At 54.1% G+C, this 19,344-nt stretch carries 15 protein-coding genes; 5 read left to right on the forward strand and 10 right to left on the reverse strand.

Features of this window, described 5'->3' with window-relative positions; genetic code table 11:
- Positions 1–62: 62 nt before the first annotated feature.
- The 5 genes from RGQ30_RS06770 to RGQ30_RS06790 form a co-directional block, all read right to left on the reverse strand.
- Entirely contained in the window at positions 63–842 is a 780-nt protein-coding gene (locus tag RGQ30_RS06770) for an exodeoxyribonuclease III (protein ID WP_130556996.1), read from the reverse strand.
- Between the two features lie 50 nt (positions 843–892).
- The gene (locus tag RGQ30_RS06775; protein ID WP_130556638.1) at positions 893–2,962 is read right to left on the reverse strand and encodes a M3 family metallopeptidase; all 2,070 of its coding nucleotides are present in this window, start codon (positions 2,960–2,962) and stop codon (positions 893–895) included.
- 38 nt (positions 2,963–3,000) lie between these two features.
- Complete coding sequence (gene folD, locus RGQ30_RS06780; RefSeq protein ID WP_130556637.1) at positions 3,001–3,849, reverse strand: bifunctional methylenetetrahydrofolate dehydrogenase/methenyltetrahydrofolate cyclohydrolase FolD; 849 nt, start codon at positions 3,847–3,849, stop codon at positions 3,001–3,003.
- 84 nt (positions 3,850–3,933) lie between these two features.
- Positions 3,934–4,581, reverse strand: a complete 648-nt coding sequence (locus RGQ30_RS06785; RefSeq protein ID WP_298217358.1) for a response regulator transcription factor — start codon at positions 4,579–4,581, stop codon at positions 3,934–3,936.
- Between the two features lie 25 nt (positions 4,582–4,606).
- Positions 4,607–6,919 (reverse strand): PAS domain-containing sensor histidine kinase, encoded by a 2,313-nt coding sequence (locus RGQ30_RS06790; RefSeq protein ID WP_130556636.1) that lies wholly within the window; start codon positions 6,917–6,919, stop codon positions 4,607–4,609.
- Between the two features lie 231 nt (positions 6,920–7,150).
- Between RGQ30_RS06790 and aceE the strand changes: the two genes are divergently transcribed.
- From aceE to phoU, 5 genes are all read left to right on the forward strand, one after another.
- Entirely contained in the window at positions 7,151–9,856 is a 2,706-nt protein-coding gene (gene aceE, locus RGQ30_RS06795) for a pyruvate dehydrogenase (acetyl-transferring), homodimeric type (RefSeq protein ID WP_130556635.1), read from the forward strand.
- A gap of 30 nt (positions 9,857–9,886) precedes the next feature.
- Entirely contained in the window at positions 9,887–11,224 is a 1,338-nt protein-coding gene (gene aceF / locus RGQ30_RS06800; RefSeq protein WP_130556634.1) for a dihydrolipoyllysine-residue acetyltransferase, read from the forward strand.
- Positions 11,225–11,236: 12 nt separating this feature from the next.
- A complete protein-coding gene (lpdA, locus tag RGQ30_RS06805) occupies positions 11,237–13,036 on the forward strand; it encodes a dihydrolipoyl dehydrogenase (RefSeq protein ID WP_130556633.1) in 1,800 nt (599 codons plus the stop codon).
- A gap of 145 nt (positions 13,037–13,181) precedes the next feature.
- Positions 13,182–13,835 carry a ribose-5-phosphate isomerase RpiA gene (rpiA, locus tag RGQ30_RS06810; protein ID WP_130556994.1) on the forward strand — a complete coding sequence of 218 codons (654 nt, stop codon included), beginning with the start codon at positions 13,182–13,184 and terminating at the stop codon, positions 13,833–13,835.
- A gap of 144 nt (positions 13,836–13,979) precedes the next feature.
- The gene (gene phoU / locus RGQ30_RS06815) at positions 13,980–14,681 is read left to right on the forward strand and encodes a phosphate signaling complex protein PhoU (protein WP_130556632.1); all 702 of its coding nucleotides are present in this window, start codon (positions 13,980–13,982) and stop codon (positions 14,679–14,681) included.
- Position 14,682: 1 nt separating this feature from the next.
- Here the strand turns inward: phoU and RGQ30_RS06820 are convergent, their stop codons facing one another.
- The 5 genes from RGQ30_RS06820 to RGQ30_RS06840 form a co-directional block, all read right to left on the reverse strand.
- Complete coding sequence (locus tag RGQ30_RS06820) at positions 14,683–14,991, reverse strand: hypothetical protein (RefSeq protein ID WP_130556631.1); 309 nt, start codon at positions 14,989–14,991, stop codon at positions 14,683–14,685.
- A 139-nt stretch (positions 14,992–15,130) separates the two neighbouring features.
- A complete protein-coding gene (locus RGQ30_RS06825) occupies positions 15,131–15,403 on the reverse strand; it encodes an oxidative damage protection protein (protein WP_130556630.1) in 273 nt (90 codons plus the stop codon).
- 11 nt (positions 15,404–15,414) lie between these two features.
- Positions 15,415–15,999 (reverse strand): dihydrofolate reductase, encoded by a 585-nt coding sequence (locus tag RGQ30_RS06830; RefSeq protein WP_130556629.1) that lies wholly within the window; start codon positions 15,997–15,999, stop codon positions 15,415–15,417.
- A gap of 4 nt (positions 16,000–16,003) precedes the next feature.
- A complete protein-coding gene (locus tag RGQ30_RS06835) occupies positions 16,004–16,798 on the reverse strand; it encodes a thymidylate synthase (protein WP_130556628.1) in 795 nt (264 codons plus the stop codon).
- 743 nt (positions 16,799–17,541) lie between these two features.
- Entirely contained in the window at positions 17,542–19,329 is a 1,788-nt protein-coding gene (locus RGQ30_RS06840) for an ABC transporter transmembrane domain-containing protein (protein WP_130556627.1), read from the reverse strand.
- Between the last annotated feature and the right edge of the window lie 15 nt (positions 19,330–19,344).

Genomic DNA, 19,344 nt, shown 5'->3' on the forward strand with positions numbered 1-19,344 from the left:
GGTAATTCACCCTATTTCAAGGGCGTGTGACCATTCCTGCTGTGGAAGAAGTGGTCACCGCTTTAAAGGGACAGTGTTGCAACAGCAGGCGCGTGGTCAGAAGGCTTTTCCCATTTGCGGGGAACGCGGTCAATCACGCTGGCGGTGCATTGTGCAGCCAGTGGTGAAGACAGCAACACATGATCAATACGCAAGCCCTTGTTTTTCTGAAAGCCCAGCATGCGGTAATCCCACCAGGAATAGGTTTTCTCGGGTTGTTCGAACAGCCTGAAGCTGTCAGTCAAACCCAAACCCAACAAAGTGTTGAAACGGCTGCGCTCGTCTTCTGAACACAGCACCTGGCCTGCCCAGGCTTTGGGGTCGTGCACATCGCGGTCATCTGGGGCGATGTTGTAGTCACCGACCAGTGCCAGCTTTGGGTATTGGGCAAGCCAGCCTTGGCAGTCTTTCAGCAAGGCATCCAACCAGGCTTTCTTGTATTCAAACTTGTCTGAACCCACCTCTGAACCATTGACCACGTAGGCGCTGATGAAGCGCAATTCGCCAAACGTGGCGGCAATGACCCGTTTTTGCTCGTCGGGAAAGCTGGGCAGGTTGACCTGCACGTCCACCGGCACGGGCATGGTGGCTTTTTTGTAAAGAATTGCTACACCGTTGTAGGTTTTTTGACCAGCAAACACGGCGCCATACCCTGCAGCTTCAAGTTCGGCCAGCGGAAAATTTTCATCGGTCAGCTTCAATTCCTGCAACCCGAGCAAATCGACCGGGTTGGTTTCAAGCCATTGCAGCAGGTGGGGCAAGCGCACCTTGAGTGAATTCACATTCCAGGTGGCCAGCTGAATCGAATGACCAGCCGATGTGTCCATGGTGGAGGTGTCGAGAACTGCGTTCATCAAGCCGCCTGCCGGTTGTCGACCATGCCGGTATGGCGAAGCAGGGCGTCCATACTGGGTTCGCGTCCGCGGAAGGCTTTGAATGATTCTGCAGCGGGGCGGCTGCCGCCCACAGACAGAATTTCTTCCAGAAACTTGCGACCGGTTTCAGGGCTGACCACACCGTTTTCTTCAAACATGGCAAACGCGTCGGCTGACAACACTTCTGCCCATTTGTAGCTGTAGTACCCAGCAGCATATCCACCCGCAAAAATGTGGCTGAACGAGTTGGGAAAGCGGTTGTAGGCGGGTGGCACCATCACTGCCACTTCCTTGCGAACCTGGGCCAGCAGGTCGAGCATGTCGCGTTCGCCGTGTGGATCAAATTCCGTGTGTACCAACATATCGAACAGCGAGAATTCAACCTGGCGCAGGGTTTGCAAACCGCTCTGGAAATTCTTGGCGGCCACCATTTTGTCAAAGAGAGCTTTTGGCATGGGCTCGCCCGTGGTTTCGTGCGCGGTCAGTGATTCCACCACACTCCATTCCCAGGCAAAGTTTTCCATGAACTGGGAGGGCAATTCCACGGCATCCCATTCGACACCGTTGATGCCTGCAACATCCAGTTCGTCAATGCGGGTCAGCATGTGGTGAATGCCATGTCCAAATTCGTGGAACAGCGTTTGCACATCGTCGTGCGACAATTGCGCGGCCTTGCCTGCAGCGGGTTTTGTGTAGTTGCAGGTCAGGTAGGCCACGGGGGTCTGCACACCTTGCTCGGTGCGCTTGCGCCCACGGGCGTCGTCCATCCAGGCACCGGAGCGTTTGCTGGCACGGGCATAGGGGTCGAGGTAGAAGTGTGCAATGGCTTTGCCGTCCTTCTGCACCTCGAAGAAGCGCACATCGGCGTGCCATTTGTCGGCCTCAGCCTTCACGATATTCACGCTGAACAGTTTTTCTGTCAGCTTGAACAGGCCATCCAGCACGCGGTCTTCCTGGAAATACTGGCGCACTTCCAGGTCGCTGAAGGCGTATTTCTTTTCCTTGAGCTTTTCTGAAACGTAACTGATGTCCCAGCTTTGGAGGTCTTCCTGGCCCAGTTCGGATTTTGCGAATTCACGAATTTCTTCCAGGTCGCGAAGGGCGAATGGCTTTGCTTTTACGGCCAGTTCTCGCAGGAAGCTGATCACTTCATCGGGAGTATCAGCCATTTTCGGTACCAGGCTCAGCTCGCCAAAACTGGCATATCCCAGCATCTGGGCTTCTTCCTTGCGCAATTGCAGCAGTTCGCGAATCAATGCGGTGTTGTCGAGTTCGGCCGGGCCAAACTCGGATGCGCGTTTGGCATAAGCTTCATAGAGCGTTTCACGCAGTTCGCGTTTGTCTGCGTACTGAAGCACAGGAAAATAGGATGGAAACTGCAGGGTGAATTTGTAGCCTTCCTTGTTTTCGGATTTGGCCAATTCCTCTGCAGCCTGCACTGCGTATTCAGGAATACCCGCCAGGTCGGCTTTGTCGGTTACGATCAGTTCAAAGGCACTTGTGGCATCGAGCACGTTTTCAGAAAACTTGGCCGTGATGGCAGCCTGTCGATCCTGTATTTCAGCGTAACGCGGTTTTTGTTCCGCAGGCAGTTCTGCGCCACCCAGCTTGAAGCCACGGATGGAGTTGGCCAATACTTTCAAGCGCGCAGGGGTGAAACCTTTCGCTGCTTCGCTTTGTTCAACAGCTTTGTAAATGGCGTACAGGCGCTCGTCCTGCCCAACCATGGTCCAGAATTCCGTGGTTTTGGGCAGGCAGGCGTTGTAAGCCGCACGCAATTCCTCAGTGTCAGCCACTGAATGCAGGTGCCCGACCACGCCCCATGCGCGGCTTAGTTGCTCGCAGACTGAATCCAGCGGCAGCAGTGTGTTGTCCCAAGTAGCTTGTTCAGGTGCGGTGCTGGCCGTGATTTCAAGCTGTTGTTTGGCCGCTGCCAGCAATGCATCAATTGCGGGTTCCACGTGCTCGGTCTTGATGTCTGAAAACCGGGGCAGTCCGGAAAAGTCGAGGAGGGGGTTGTTCGCACTCGTGCTGATGTCTTGGCTCATGGTCTTGGGTCCTGCTAAAAAATTCTTAATGGCTGCGCTTAAATACTACGTTCTACGGCTTCAATGGTGTTCTGCAGCAGCATGGTGATGGTCATGGGACCAACGCCACCGGGCACGGGGGTAATCCAGCCAGCTACTTCACTGGCAGATTCAAAGTCGACATCGCCGCACAACTTGCCGTCTGGCAGGCGGTTGATGCCCACGTCGATCACCACCGCGCCGGGTTTGATCATGTCACCAGTAATCATATTGGGACGACCTACCGCAACTACAAGTACGTCCGCGCGCAAACAATGCGATTTCAGGTCTTTGGTTTTGCTGTTGCACAGGGTAACCGTGGCACCCTGTTGCAACAACAGCATGGCTTGGGGCTTGCCCACAATATTGCTGGCGCCTATGACAACCGCTTCCGCACCACGCAAGTCAATGCCCGTCAATTCCAGCATTTTCATGACCCCGTAAGGGGTGCACGGGCGAAACAGGGGTTTGCCGGTCATCAACAAACCGGCATTGCTGATGTGAAAACCGTCCACATCCTTTTCTGCGCTGATAGACTCAATCACCAGGTGAGAATCCAGGTGCCGGGGCAATGGAAGCTGAACCAGAATGCCGTGGATCGTTGGGTCGGCATTCAATTGCTCCACCAGGCCAACCAGTGCATCCTGGCTGGTGTTTTCGGGCATGCGGTGCATTACCGATTTGAACCCGGCCTTTTCGCAGGCCGACACTTTGTTGCGAACATACACTTGTGAGGCTGGGTCTTCGCCCACCAGTACAACAGCCAAGCCCGGCTGGTGTCCCTGTGCGGTCAATTCGGCAGCGCGGGTTGCAATGGTTTCTCGAATGGAAGCGGCCAGTTCAGTGCCGCTGATGATTTGTGCAGACATGTCGGAATGTTTTCTTTAATAGAGGGTGTTCGGTGGTGTTGGGGTCGACAAGGCCTGCAGTGCAGACCCTGTCAGGCAAGGTGGTTAAGACTGGGCCATTTCCGGTGACTTTCTCAATGCGATTTTAAGCAGATCGGCCACGGTGGTGACTTGCAGTTTGTCCATGATGTTGGCGCGGTGGGCTTCCACGGTCTTGATGCTGATGTTCAGGTCGTCGGCGATCTGCTTGTTCAGCCTGCCTGATACGATTCGCTCAAGCACCTGCAATTCACGCGTGGTCAATCTGGAGTAGAGCTTGTTGATCTGTTCATCCAGCTTGGAGGCGTGTGCCAGACCATGTGCAAGTTGCATGTGCTGTTGGATTAGTTCCTTGATCTTGGTTTCATCAAACGGCTTTTCCAGAAAGTCCACGGCCCCGTTTTTCATGGTTTCCACCGCCAGGGTGACGTCGCCATGCCCGGTAATGAACACGATAGGGATTGGAATTCCGCGTTCGTTAAGAATCTTCTGTACTTCTATGCCTGACATTTTCGGCATGCGAATGTCCAGCAACAACACGCCAGGCTGGGGCCATTGCAGTTGGCTCAGGAACAGTTCGGGGTCCTCAAAAGTCTTGACCTGGTAGCCTTCTGTCTCGATCAGCCATTGCAGGGAGTCCCGCACCGCCTCGTCGTCATCCACAATGAACACGGTTTCGGGCATTTCTGTGGGTCGGGGTTGCGTGTGCAGCATTGGCTTTCATCCATAACAAAACAGTTCACGCGGGCAAAGCCGCTTCTTCGGCCAGCGGCAAAGTGAACTTGAACACGCTGCCACTGCCTTGCGCGGGTTCTACCCACAATTGGCCTTGATGATACTCAATAATAGTACGACAGATATTCAAGCCCATGCCCATTCCGTCAGATTTGGTGGTGAAAAACGACTCGAACAGCCGTTGACGGATTTCTTCCGGCACCCCCACACCGTGGTCTCGAACCTCCACCAGCGCAAACTGGGCTGACTGGCTGACCCGAATCTCCACATGCTTTTGGTCGCCAATCAGATGTCCCATGGCTTCGAAGCCGTTTTTGATCAGGTTCATCAAGACTTGCTCAATCAGCACGGGGTCGGCCAACACCGACAACAGCGCATCGGGAATGTCCATTTCAATGCGTGCCATGTGGTGTTTGGCGTCCAGCTGAGAAAAACTGACCGCATCTTCAATGATTTTGCCAATTGGGCAGGGGCTACGCTTGGGCTCCTGTTGTTTGACGAATTCACGAATGCGGCGAATCACATCGCCTGCGCGTTGGGCCTGCACATTGACTTTTTCCAGCACAGGCAATAATTCTTCCGGGCTGACTTTGCCCGATTTAAGCCGGGCGACACTCCCCATGTTGTAATTCGAGATGGCAGCCAGTGGCTGGTTGATCTCATGGGCCAGCGAGGAGGCCAGTTCTCCAAGGGTGATCAGACGGGAGGTGAACTGCAATTTCTCCTGCTGCTGCCGCGACATATTCTCCGCTTCCTTGCGTGAAGAAATATCGGTGGCCACCTGCATGATCACGGTGACCCCGTCCACCCAGGAAATCGAGCGGCGGCGAACTTCGTACCAGCGTTGCGAGTTGGTGTTGAGCCACTCAAACGGTTCAAACTGGTTGGCGCGGTTACGCCGACTCTTGGACATGCGGGGCGGGGTGGCGCTTGCAAACCATTCGCGGTGCAGGCGGTTCACGAAAATATATTCATCGGCACCGGCATCGGGACCCTGGACACACACAGCCGCATCCAGTTCTTCCAGAATGCGTACAAAGCGACGGTGAGCAGCGGCCAGTTCATCGCGCACCCGGCGGGGTTCGGTGATGTCGGTCATGGAGGTCATCCAGCCGCTTTGCTGCCCTTCGCTGTCCACCAGCGGTGACACATACATGCGGGCATCGAACACGCTGCCATCCCGACGGCGAACCTGAACTTCAATGCCTTTCTGGGGTGCATTGCCTGAAAGAATCAGGTCCAGGCTGGCTTGCTGTTCTTCATAGGACCGATCGGGCCAATAGGGGAAGGGCGGGGCCATACCCACCAGTTCTGTTTCCAGATACCCCGTCATCCGGCAAAAGGCCGGGTTCACGTAGGTAATGCGACCTTGCATGTCAATCGCACGCATACCGGTAATCACCGAGTCTTCCATGGCGCGCCGGAACTTGGTTTCCGCAAGAAGCCGCTTCTCGGCCTGGCTGCGCAGCTTTGCATGCCGGAACAAGAGAACAAAACTCCACACGATCACCAGCGACAGTCCGAAAACTGCCCAGGCCAACATGTTGGAGAACAGTTCCGTATTGGTTTTATAGAGCACCGCCCGCAACTTCAGGCCGTGCCCGGGTGGGTCGAGTGGCACCTCGTGACTTAGTTTGGCGTTGTCGATTGATCTACTGACGTTGGAGGCCACCGGGTTGCCACCCCCGTCCACAATGCTGACCAGGTAAAGCTGCACAAATGAATCAGGCACTGCATCATTCAACAGGGAAGCCATCGGCACAGTGGCTGCAACCGTGCCCTGAAATTCACCCTTCGACATGATCGGACTGTGAATTTCTATGTACACCTTGCCAGAGGGGCCCAGGAAAGGGCGTGAGAAAACCGGAAGGCGTGTTTCCGAGGCCGTGTTGAAGGCCCAGTAACTTTCAGCGTCCTCAATGGTTTCATACAGCGGGTGCAATATTTCTGTAGATCGCAGGGCAGGCAGTGACAGGTGCGTGACCCGCCTTTCATTGTCCACAACCAGCACCGTGCTGACTTCCTGAAATTCATTCATCAGGGCTGCAGACGAGGCCCGAAAGCGGTCCATGTCAGCACTGCTCTCCTCCAGCCCCCGTGAAATCAGGCCCAAGCGTTCCTGGGCTGAAAGCAGGCGTGTTCGGATGGTTTGGCGCGCCAGTTCGACATCGCGGATTACACGCAACTGGGTCTGGTTTTGGTCTTCCGAGTGAAGCGTGTAGAAAAACGCTCCCATGGCCAACAGGAACAGGATGATACCCACCAGCGGGGTAGCCCAAACCAGTGGGCTCGTACGGGGTTGTTCGCTCAGGCGCACGGTTGAATTTGTCTCGAAAACCAGATGATGACAGCAGTGTACAAAACATGCAGCAGCACCGGTCAGGCCTTTTAAGGGGATTGGGGAAAATCCTTATAAATTCCACGATACGAAATCGCAACTCACATTTTGAAACTTTCTGGATTAGGTGTGATACTCTAATCTCAACAGGAAATACGGCCAAAAGTTTGTATTTCTTTATAAGAAACCCAGAGACCCCAGGAGGAAGCAATGTCAGCGCAACTCAATTTCCCCGGATCAGACGATCCTGATTTCCAAGAAACCCAAGAATGGCTTGATGCCCTGGAGGCCGTACTTGAGCGTGAAGGCCCAGAACGTGCGCATTACCTGTTGGAACAGCTTATTGCCAAAGCCCGTTTGAGTGGTGCTTTCATTCCGTTCTCTGCCAACACTGAATACGTCAACACCATCCCCGTTCATCAGGAAACCCGTTGCCCCGGCAACATGGAATACGAAGAACGTCTGCGCTCCTGGATGCGCTGGAATGCCATGGCCATGGTGGTGCGTGCCAACAAGAAAAGCCCACCTGATGGCGGCGATCTGGGTGGCCACATTGCGTCCTTCGCTTCGCTGGCGACCATGCTGGGTGTGGGTTTCAATCATTTCTGGCATGCAGAAGACGAAAACCATGGTGGCGATTTGCTTTACCTCCAGGGCCACGTGTCCCCCGGTATTTATGCTCGCGCTTTCCTTGAAGGCCGCCTGACAGAAGACCAGTTGAACAATTTCCGCCAGGAAGTGGACGGCAAAGGCCTTTCAAGTTACCCGCACCCCAAGCTGATGCCCGATTTCTGGCAATTCCCCACCGTGTCCATGGGCTTGGGCCCATTGATGGGCATTTACCAGGCGCGCTTCCTGAAGTACCTGCACGCTCGCGGTATTTGTGACACGTCACAGCGCAAGGTCTGGGTATTCTGCGGTGATGGCGAAATGGACGAACCCGAGTCTCTGGGTGCAATCGGCATGGCCGCGCGCGAAAAGCTCGACAACCTGGTGTTCGTGGTGAACTGCAACCTGCAGCGCCTGGATGGACCGGTGCGTGGGAACGGCAAAATCATTCAGGAACTGGAAGGCGAATTCCGTGGTTCCGGCTGGAACGTGCTCAAAGTGATTTGGGGCGGCTACTGGGATGAATTGCTGGCGCGTGATAAAGACGGCTTGATGCGCAAGGTCATGCTTGAAATGGTGGATGGCGAATACCAGAACTGCAAGGCCAATGACGGCGCTTATGTTCGCAAAAATTTCTTTGGCAAGCACCCCAAGCTGCTGGAAATGGTTGCCCGCATGACGGATGAAGACATCTGGCGCTTGAACCGTGGTGGCCACGACCCCCACAAGGTGCACGCTGCCTACGATGCAGCCATGAAACACGAAGGTCAGCCCACTGTGATTCTGGCCAAAACCGTGAAAGGTTTCGGCATGGGCAAGGTTGGGCAGGGCAAGAACACCACCCACCAGCAAAAGAAGCTGGACATTCAGTCCATCAAGGAATTCCGCGACCGTTTCAACATTCCGGTTTCTGATGACATCATCGATGATGTGCCTTTCTACAAGCCCGCCGAAGATTCACCTGAAATCAAGTACCTGCACGAACGCCGCAAAGCTTTGGGCGGTTACCTGCCCAAGCGCCGCCGCGAGGCCGATGAAAAACTGAAGGTACCTGGTCTGGATGCTTTTGAAGCCGTGCTTGAACCCACCAAGGAAGGCCGTGAAATTTCTACCACCCAGGCCTTTGTACGTGTGTTGACCACCCTGGTGCGAGACAAGGAACTCGGCCAGCGCATTGTGCCGATTGTGCCCGACGAAGCCCGTACTTTTGGTATGGAAGGCATGTTCCGCCAGTTGGGTATTTACTCATCTCAAGGCCAGTTGTACGAGCCAGTCGACAAAGATCAGGTGATGTACTACCGCGAGGACAAAGCCGGTCAGATTCTGGAAGAGGGCATTAACGAAGCAGGTGCTTTCAGTTCCTGGATCGCAGCGGCCACATCATATTCCACCAACAATCGGGTAATGATTCCGTTCTACATCTATTACTCCATGTTCGGCTTCCAGCGCGTGGGCGATTTGGCCTGGGCTGCGGGTGACATGCAGGCGCGTGGTTTCCTGCTGGGCGGTACCGCCGGGCGCACCACATTGAACGGCGAAGGCTTGCAGCACGAAGATGGCCACAGCCATATTCTGTCTTCAACCATTCCGAACTGCGTCAGCTACGACCCTACGTTTGCGCATGAACTGGCCGTGATCATTCAGCATGGCTTGAAACGCATGGTGGAAGATCAGGAAAACGTGTTCTATTACCTCACCGTGATGAACGAAAACTACGCCCAGCCTGGCCTGAAAAAAGGCACAGAGGAAGGCATCATCAAGGGCATGTATGTATGCCGTGAATCAGCTTTGAAAAAGGCAGGCAAAAAGCGAGTGCAGTTGCTGGGTTCCGGCACGATTTTGCGCGAATCGCTTGAAGCGGCCGAGTTGCTTGAAAAAGACTGGGGCGTTGCAGCCGATGTGTGGTCAGTGACCAGTTTCACCGAACTGCGCCGCGAAGGTCTGGATGTAGAACGTGAAAACATGCTGCACCCCGAGCAAAAGTCCAAGCCCAGCTATGTGGAAACCCTGCTGTCGAAAACCGAAGGCCCGATTGTGGCTTCAACCGATTACATGAAGTTGTTTGCCGACCAGATTCGCCCCTTCATGCCCAAAGGCCGTGAATACAAGGTATTGGGCACCGACGGTTTTGGTCGCTCCGATTTCCGTTCCAAACTGCGCGAGCATTTTGAGGTGAACCGCCATTTCGTCACTGTTGCTGCACTGAAGGCCCTGGCCGATCAGGGCGATATCCCGCTGAGCATCGTGGGTGAAGCAATCAAGAAATATGGCATCAACCCCAACAAGCCCAACCCAGCTTACGCATAACTGGCAGCGCACAAGAAAAGGACGAGCGACATGACAATCGAAATCAAGGTACCCGACATTGGTGATTTTGACGGGGTGGAAATTATTGAAGTGCTGGTGAAGGCAGGTGACACTGTTGCGGCGGAGCAATCCATCATCACAGTTGAATCGGACAAAGCCAGCATGGAAATTCCGTGCCCGCAAGCCGGTGTGGTGAAAGAAATGAAATTGAAAATCGGTGACAAGGTGGCGCAAGGCACCTTGATGCTGATTCTGGAACCGGCTGAAAGTGGTGCAACCGCCGCGAAGGCGGAACCGGCAGCCAAGGCCGAACCCGCTGCGCCAGAAGCAAAAGCGGATGTGCCCAAGGTTGAAGCACCCAAGGCAGAACAGCCCAAGGCCGCTGAAACGCCAAAAGCAGTTGTACCCGCAGAAGCACACGACCCCACCAAGGCGACAACAAATGCACCGCATGCAAGCCCTTCGGTGCGCAAGTTTGCGCGTGAGTTGGGTGTCAACCTGGGCATGGTTGCTGGTACAGGTCCCAAAGGTCGAATTACACCTGACGACGTACGCAATTTTGTAAAAGCCGCAGTGGCAGGCGTGGGTTCAAGTTCTTCAAGTACTGCCAAAGGCGGCAGTGGCGTGGGCCTTGATCTGCTGCCTTGGCCAAAAATTGATTTCACCAAGTTTGGTGAAATTGAAGAACAAGACCTTTCCCGCATAAAGAAATTGTCAGGCCCCAACCTGCACCGCAATTGGGTCATGATTCCGCACGTCACGCAGTTCGACGAAGCCGACATTACCGACCTGGAGCAATTCCGCAAAGACACCAATGCCGCACTGGCCAAGCAGGGTGTCAAGCTGACGATGCTTGCTTTCGTCATGAAAGCCTGCGTTGCAGTGCTCAAAAAATACCCCGCTTTCAACGCGTCTTTGAGCGAAGAGGGCGACAAGTTGATTCTGAAGAAGTACTGGAATATCGGTTTTGCGGCAGACACGCCCAACGGCTTGGTTGTACCCGTCATCAAGGGTGTGGACCAGAAAGGCTTTTCACAAATTGCCAATGAACTGGGCGAATTGTCAGCACAGGCGCGTGACGGCAAGTTGAAAGGCGCTGACATGCAAGGCGCTACATTTACAGTGTCCTCACTCGGTGGGGTGGGTGGAACCTTGTTCACACCAATCATCAATGCGCCGGAAGTGGCTATTCTGGGTTTGTCGAAATCGGCCATGAAACCGGTCTGGAACGGCAAGGAGTTTGAGCCCCGCTTGATGTTGCCGCTTAGCCTGAGTTATGACCACCGAGTCATCGACGGTGCCATGGCGGCCCGATTCACCACTGAGCTTGCTGGCGTGTTGGCCGACATGCGCAAAGTTCTGCTTTAAGGGGGCGAACACATGAAATTGATCGTTCCGGATATTGGTGACTTCGACACCGTGGAAATCATTGAAGTGTTGATCAAGGAAGGCGACAAAGTCAGTAAAGAGCAATCCTTGATTACCGTGGAGTCCGACAAGGCCAGCATGGAAATTCCTGCCTCTGATGATGGCGTGGTGACGAAGCTGTTGGTCAAGGTGGGCGACAAGGTGTCCAAGGGCAGCGAAATTTGTGAAATCACTCCTGGTGGTTCGTCGTCAACTGAGTCTGCTGCCGCACCGGCAGCAGCAGTGGCTGAGACCAAACCCGCAGCCGCAAGTGAAACCAAGCCTTCCGCGCCAGCAAGCAGTGCACCGGCGGTGTCAGCGGTGTCTGCAGGCCCAGCCAGCAGCTACAGCGGTCAGGTGGATCACACTTGTGATGTCGTGGTGTTGGGCGCAGGCCCTGGCGGCTATTCTGCCGCCTTCCGCAGTGCCGATTTGGGAATGAACGTTGTGTTGGTTGAACGTTACCCCACCTTGGGCGGTGTATGCCTGAATGTGGGCTGTATTCCATCCAAAGCCCTGTTGCACACCGCGCAGGTTCTGGAAGAAGCGCAACACATGGGCGACCATGGCATTGCTTTTGCGCAGCCGAAAATTGATCTGGACAAACTGCGTGCCCACAAGGAAGGTGTAGTGGGCAAGCTCACCGGTGGCCTGGCTGGCATGGCCAAAGGCCGTAAGGTGAAAGTGGTGCAGGGCGTGGGCAGCTTTGTCGGTGCAAATCATCTTGAGGTGGTGGCAACGGATGGCAGCAAACAGGTGGTGCAGTTCAACAAGGCGATTATTGCGGCGGGTTCACAGCCCGTGCATTTGCCCTTTATTCCAGAAGACCCACGCATTGTGGATTCCACCGGCGCACTTGAATTGCCGTTCATCCCCAAGCGCATGCTGATTATTGGTGGTGGCATCATTGGCCTGGAGATGGCCACGGTTTATTCAGCCCTGGGTGCACGTCTGGACGTGGTGGAAATGTTGGACGGCTTGATGCAGGGCGCTGATCGCGACTTGGTCAAGGTTTGGCAAAAGCGTAATGCGCCGCGCTTCGACAACATCCTGATGAAAACCAAGACCGTGGGTGTGGAAGCCACCAAGAAAGGCATTTTGGTGACTTTCGAAGGTGAACAGGCACCCAAGGAACCACAGTTGTATGACATGGTGCTGGTGTCTGTGGGCCGCACGCCCAACGGCAAGAAAATCGGGGCTGACAAAGCAGGTGTCGCTGTAACCGACCGCGGTTTCATTCCTGTGGACAAGCAAATGCGCACCAATGTATCCAATATATTTGCCATTGGTGACGTAGTAGGCCAACCCATGTTGGCTCACAAGGCCGTTCACGAAGCCCACGTGGCTGCTGAAGCTGCGGCAGATGAAAAAGCTTATTTCGACGCGCGGGTTATTCCAAGTGTGGCTTACACACACCCCGAAGTGGCTTGGGTCGGCTTGACTGAAGACCAGGCCAAAGACCAGGGCATCAAAGTGGGTAAAGCCGTATTCCCTTGGGCTGCTTCTGGCCGTGCCATTGCCAACAACGCAGACGATGGTTTCACCAAACTGTTGTTTGATGAAGAAACCAAACGCATTGTCGGCGGCGGCATTGTCGGCATGAATGCCGGCGACTTGATCGGCGAGGTTTGTTTGGCCGTGGAAATGGGTGCAGACGCGGTTGACATTGGCAAAACCATTCACCCACACCCAACCTTGTGTGAAAGTGTGGGCATGGCTGCAGAAGTTTATAAAGGTGTTTGTACCGATTTGCCTGCGCAAAAGAAAAAGTAGACCCTTGTTGTATCGCATTAGTTTTTCTGAAAAGCCAACTGCGTGCAGTTGGTTTTTTCTTTTCGGCATTGCCGCAGGGCATTCGGACAAACTGCCTTTAAAATGGAAAGGCTTGCAATTCACCCAACAGGACATTGACCCATTCATGGATGCTTTAAGTTTAAAAAAAATGGTGGCCAAGGCTGCACTTGAGTATGTTCAGCCAGGCACGGTTCTGGGCGTGGGTACAGGTTCTACCGTGGACTGTTTTATTGATGCCTTGGCCGAGTCAGGTATCCAGCTCAAAGGCGCGGTGTCGTCTTCCGTGCGGTCTGAGAAAAAGCTGCGTGAAATTGGTGTGCCAATCGTCGACATGAATGACGTTGAAAGTCTGTCTGTGTACGTGGATGGCGCAGATGAAGTGGATCCTGTCAATTGCCTGATCAAGGGTGGCGGTGGCGCCAACACTCGAGAGAAAATCGTGGCTGACATTTCCGAAAAGTTTGTCTGCATTGCCGACCAATCGAAACTGGTGCAGGTGCTGGGTGCATTTCCCTTGCCGGTTGAAGTGTTGCCCATGGCGCGCAATGCAATTGCGCGCAAATTGACCGCACTGGGTGGCCACGTGAGATTGCGTGAAGGCTTCACCACTGACAATGGCAATGCCATTCTTGATGTTTCAGGGTTGAAAATTACCGACCCTGTGGCCATGGAAAAAGTCATTAATCACTGGCCAGGGGTGGTCACCAATGGACTTTTCGCCATTCGACGGGCAGATGTGGTGTTAATTGCGACAGCGGACGGCATTAAAACCCTCTAATGGGGGAATCGGCGAAAAGAAGCCCTGAAGAGCGTCAAAGAACATGGCAGAATAAAGTTGAGAATTCACCAGCTTTGACAAATTTCTGTCATGTGTCTGTGTCACATTGCATTGTTACAACAAATATCAGCTTAAGGAAGACAAATGACTGAACACACCTCCAAACAGTACGACGCAGAACTGGAGTCACTGCGCACCCGTGTTCTACAGATGGGTGGATTGGTGGAGAATCAAATCGTGTCAGCCATCGAAGGTCTGGGCGCCCCTGATACCAATATTTTCAAGGAAGTGATCCGCCGCGAGCAGGAAGTCAACCAGATCGAGCTGGAAATCGACGAACTGTGCAACCACATTCTGGCTCGTCGCCAACCCGCCGCTGTTGATTTGCGTTCGGTGATTGTGGCCATCAAGATGATTCGTGATCTTGAGCGCATCGGCGACGAGGCTGAAAAAGTCGCTCGCATGGGGATGATGATTGCCGACGCTGGCAAGCATTTTGTTCCCAAGGTAGATTTGCACCGAATTGCGAGCAACGCCATTGCCATGTTGCGCAAGGTGCTGGATTCCTATGCGCGCGTGAACGCTGTTTCAGCTGCCGAAGTGGTCAAGGCTGACATTGAGGTGGATGACGAATTCAAGGCAATTCTGCGCCAGTTGATCACCTTCATGATGGAAGACCCGCGCACCATTTCCCGCTCAATCGAGATTCTGTTCATTGCCAAGGCAATTGAGCGCATTGGTGACCACTCCAAGAACATGTCAGAGCACGTGGTTTACATGGTCAAGGGGCGTGATGTGCGTCACCAAGGCCCTGACGTTGTTGCACAGGAAGCTTCAGGCAACTGATCTACAGGTTTTTCTGGCCCAGAAAAACCCAAGCCACCGCAATGTTGCAAATTGTGCATGCACACAGCGCTGCGGTGGTGTAGAAGAACACACAGGCAAGTGCATACATTTGTTCTAGCATGATGCCCAAAAAAAGCATGAGCATAGTCAGCGCGATCCATCTTCTAAGGTAGATAAGCAGGTAATGGCGTTGGGCCTTGTTGTGCGCAATGGCAGCAGCTCGCTGATACAACTCGTTGACATTGGCGTCGTGAAACAGCCACTGGAAAAAGAAATAACGAAACAGCACGCTGCTCTGGAAGTTGTCCATGCCAAAACCTCCGCTAAACAGGCTTAGTATGCAACGGTGTCCGCAATAAGAAAAGCCCCTGAAAAAGGGGCTTTTCAATTTCTGTCATTCCGTCACATGCCGTTTGGCTGCTTGGCCAGAGGCAATGTTCGCAACAAAATCAGTTGCTTGGTGGCACGTAACCTGCGGCTTGCTCAGCACCGTCACCAAAGAAGTGCTTGTCCATTTGTTCCATCAGGTATTTGCGAGCGCGCGCGTCTGCCAGGCTCAGTCGGTTTTCATTTACCAACATGGTTTGGTGTTTCAACCAGTCTTGCCAGGCTTGCTTGGACACGTTCTCGAAAATCTTTTTTCCCAGTTCACCCGGTGCTGGCGGGAAGTCCAGGCCTTCCGCTTCCTTGCCCAGTTTGACGCAATTGACTGTACGTGCCATTTTAAAACTCCTTAAATTGCAGTGTTGGTTGCCACATTGACTCGGGCGTATTTTACAAAATCAAAACCCCATGTGCGCTCGGCGCTCGCTGGATTGACAGTTCGTCCCACTTCAATGAAACGCGTGCGGTCCCAGTCAGGAAAACTTGCGTCGCCGTCAAAGCTTTCGTGAATTTCGGTCAGGATCAGTTCATCCACAAGGTTCTGGTCCAGCGCCTGCTGATAGAGGTTGCTGCCGCCAATCAAAAAAACCTGATCGAAGCCGTTGAGCCAGCTCAAGGCATTTGGCAGATTGGTGGCACTTGCAATTTGAGTAGTACTGCCAGCAGGCAATTCAGCCGGATAGGCGATCAGGCTTCTGGGTGTGCCGTCTTTTGCCGGAGCGGGTTGCCAGCTTGGGTCACTGCTGAGCACCACGTTCAAGCGGCCTGGTAAGGGGCGATTGATTGATTCATAGGTTTTTCGACCCATGAGTACTGGGCAACCAAGCGTGGTTTGCTTGAAAAAGGCCAGGTCCTCGGGTAAGTGCCAAGGCAGGCGGTTGTCGATTCCAATAATTCCGTTCTGGGCCACGGCAGCCACAATGGTTACTTTCATGCGCTTAGACGGCCACGGGTGCTTTGATGTGCGGGTGGCAGGTGTAATTCAGAATTTCAAAATCGTCGAAGGTGTATTCAAAAAGGCTTGCCGGTTTGCGCTTGATGCTCAAGGTGGGCAAGGGGTATGGTTTGCGGCTGAGCTGCTCCGCCACCTGTTCCATGTGATTGCTGTACAAATGGCAGTCGCCACCCGTCCAGACAAAGTCCCCGACCTCCAAATTGCATTGCTGCGCCACCATGTGTGTCAACAGGGCATAACTTGCGATATTGAAGGGCACACCAAGAAAAATATCGGCACTGCGTTGGTAAAGCTGGCAACTCAGCTTGCCCTCGGCCACGTAGAACTGAAACAGGGCATGGCAGGGCGGCAACTTCATGTTGTTGATTTCAGCCACGTTCCAGGCGCTCACAATGTGGCGGCGGGAATCGGGGTTGGTTTTGATTTGCTCGACCAACTGACTGATCTGGTCGATGTGACGGCCATCTGCCGTGGGCCAACTGCGCCATTGCACACCATACACCGGGCCCAGGTTGCCGTTTTCATCGGCCCATTCATCCCAGATGCTGACACCGTTTTCCTTGAGGTAGCGAATGTTGCTGTCACCCATCAGGAACCACAGCAACTCGTGAATAATCGAGCGGGTGTGCAGTTTCTTGGTGGTCACCATGGGAAAGCCGTCTTGCAGATTGAAGCGCATCTGGTAACCAAACACGGAACGCGTGCCCGTGCCGGTGCGGTCCATTTTTTCGGTGCCGTGGTCCAGCACATGCTGCATCAAGTCAAGGTACTGTTGCATGGTGTCAATTCGCGTAAATTCGTCATTCGATTAGCCCTTCAGTTTACCTTGACTGAACTGGCAGCGTTACCCACCTCTGCCCAAACCTAATTCCAATTGCTGATTTGACAGTCAGGTGGACACTTTTGCCACCTCGGCGCGAATTCCAATCGCTCGCCAGAAAACCTGTCATTCCCTTTTGAAGTTCACACTAACTCACCGAGACTCGGCAAAAAACATGGCCGAGTCTCGGTGTCGGCTTGCAGCCGAACGTTGCATGTGAATTCAAACGTTGCATGTGAATTCAAACGGGCAGGTTTTCTTGAATGGCGAAGCGACTGAAAACCTCGCTGCCGAGGTGGCCGGAACGCCGCAGTGACTGCTCGGGCAGTGCAACAGTGAGGTGTGGAGAACATCGCGTTGAACGCTTGGGCAACCTTGTTCGCAGGTAGCAGGCAGTGCTCCAGAACTGGACTTCGTGCAGAACCGAACTTTGCGTAGAACCGGACTTGCGCAGAACCAAACTTCCAAGTGCTCGCTTGCTGACCAATCAGAAAACTTGCCGGCTTGGCGTGCAGGGCCAAACGTTCGCGTCAGCGAAAGCCAGACCCGACCACGATTTTTTGTCGGGTCGGGCTTAGTGATGGCTCAAGCGACCAAGTCGAGATGCCAAGTTTTCGGTCAGCGGCGACACTGAAAGTTTGGTTCAAGTGCGAATTTTGGCTCAAGCACAGAGTTTGATTCAAACGCGGTGAAATGTTGGTTCAGTTCGCCACATTCGCCATTAACTTCTGCGCATTCTCATCAATGAATTGAAGCGAGGCCAGCTTCGCATACAAACCCTGTTTCGCCATCAGGTCTTTGTGGGTGCCCATTTCAACGATCTTGCCTTCGTTCATCACGACGATCCGGTCAGCTGCCATCACGGTGGCCAGGCGGTGCGCAATAATCAGGGTGGTTCGCCCATGGCGGCTTTTCTCGATGGCCTGTTGTACCAGTTGTTCGCTTTCAGCGTCCAAGCTGGCTGTGGCTTCATCCAGCAGCAGCAGGCCTGCATCGCGCAGCACAGCACGGGCAATGGATACGCGCTGGCGTTCGCCACCGCTCAAGCGCACGCCTTTTTCACCCACCGAGGTGTCCAGGCCATCAGGCATGCGGCGCACAAATTGTGTGGCCGCTGCATCAGCCATTGCCTTGTCGATTTCTTCGGCTGTGGCGTCGGGTTTGCTGTAGCGCACGTTGTCTTTGAGGCTGCCGGAAAAAATCACCGCTTCCTGAGCCACGTAGGCACAATTGGCGCGCCATTGTTCAAGGTCAAGGCTTTCCAGCGCCTGTCCTTCAATCAAAACTTGACCCTGATTCACGTCATACCAGCGCAGCAACAGGCTGAACAAGGTGGACTTGCCCGCACCGGAGGGGCCTACAACTGCCAGCGTTTCTCCACGCTGAATACTGAGGTTGAAATTTTCCAGCACGAATTTCTCAGGCGCGGAAGGATAGGCAAAATCCACGTGCTTGAATTCAATCAGGAAGCCACCTTGTTTCGCGGGGGCTGGCAGGCCTTGCTTGTGGATGGTGGTGTCCAGGTTCAACAGTTCGATCAGGCGCTCCGCTGCACCTGCAGCGCGCTGAAATTCCCCGAGTACCTCGGAAAGGGCTGCAAACCCTGCGCCCACAAAGGCGGCATACATTACGAACTGTGCCAGTTCACCGGCACTCATTTCACCGCTGGCCACTGCCTTGGCGCCCATCCACAGCACGGCCACCAGGCCAGCAAACGCCAAACCAATCGCGACAAACAACAAGGCGGACCGGTTGATGGTTCGCCGGCGTGCTGTTCGATAGGTTTGTTCACTGGATGTGGTGAATTTTGCTGCTTCGGTGTGTTCCTGGTTGAAGGCTTGAACAGTAGTGATTTGGTTCAACACTTCCTGTGCAATGGCGCTGCTGTCGGCCAGCTTGTCCTGGCTGGCCCGCGACAGTTTACGAACCCGGCGCGCCAGAATGACCACCGGCACCATAACCACCAAAACCAGCAACAGCACAGCACCTGAAAGCAGGGGGCTGGTCAGTAGCAACATCACCAGACCACCCAGGGTGGTCAGGCTGTTGCGCAGGAAAAAGGAAAGGCTGCTGCCAATCAAGGTTTGAATCAGCGTGGTATCGGCAGTGAGGCGCGACAACACTTCACCCACTTTCAGGGTTTCAAAAAATTCCGGCCGTTGCACCAGCAAATGGCTGTAAACCCGGTTGCGCAAGTCGGCGGAAATACGTTCCCCAAGCGTGGTCACCAGGTAAAAACGCACGGCACTGGCCATGGCCAGCACAAACACAAGCACCAAGAGGTAGCCAAATGCGCTGTTCAATCCCTCGGGGTTCTCGCCAGCCAGAAACCCGCTGTCAATCAGCCAGCGAAACATTACCGGCATGGTCAGCGACATGGCCGACCCCAGCAGCAGGGCACCCAAGGCGGCAAGGGCCCAGGTCCTGTGGGGTTTGACCAGGGAGCCCAAGGTGGAACCGAGGGTTTGAATCTTGTTGGTTTGGCTCATGAGTTCAGTGGGTAC

The organism is Limnobacter thiooxidans (assembly GCF_036323495.1).
Classification (GTDB): domain Bacteria; phylum Pseudomonadota; class Gammaproteobacteria; order Burkholderiales; family Burkholderiaceae_B; genus Limnobacter; species Limnobacter thiooxidans.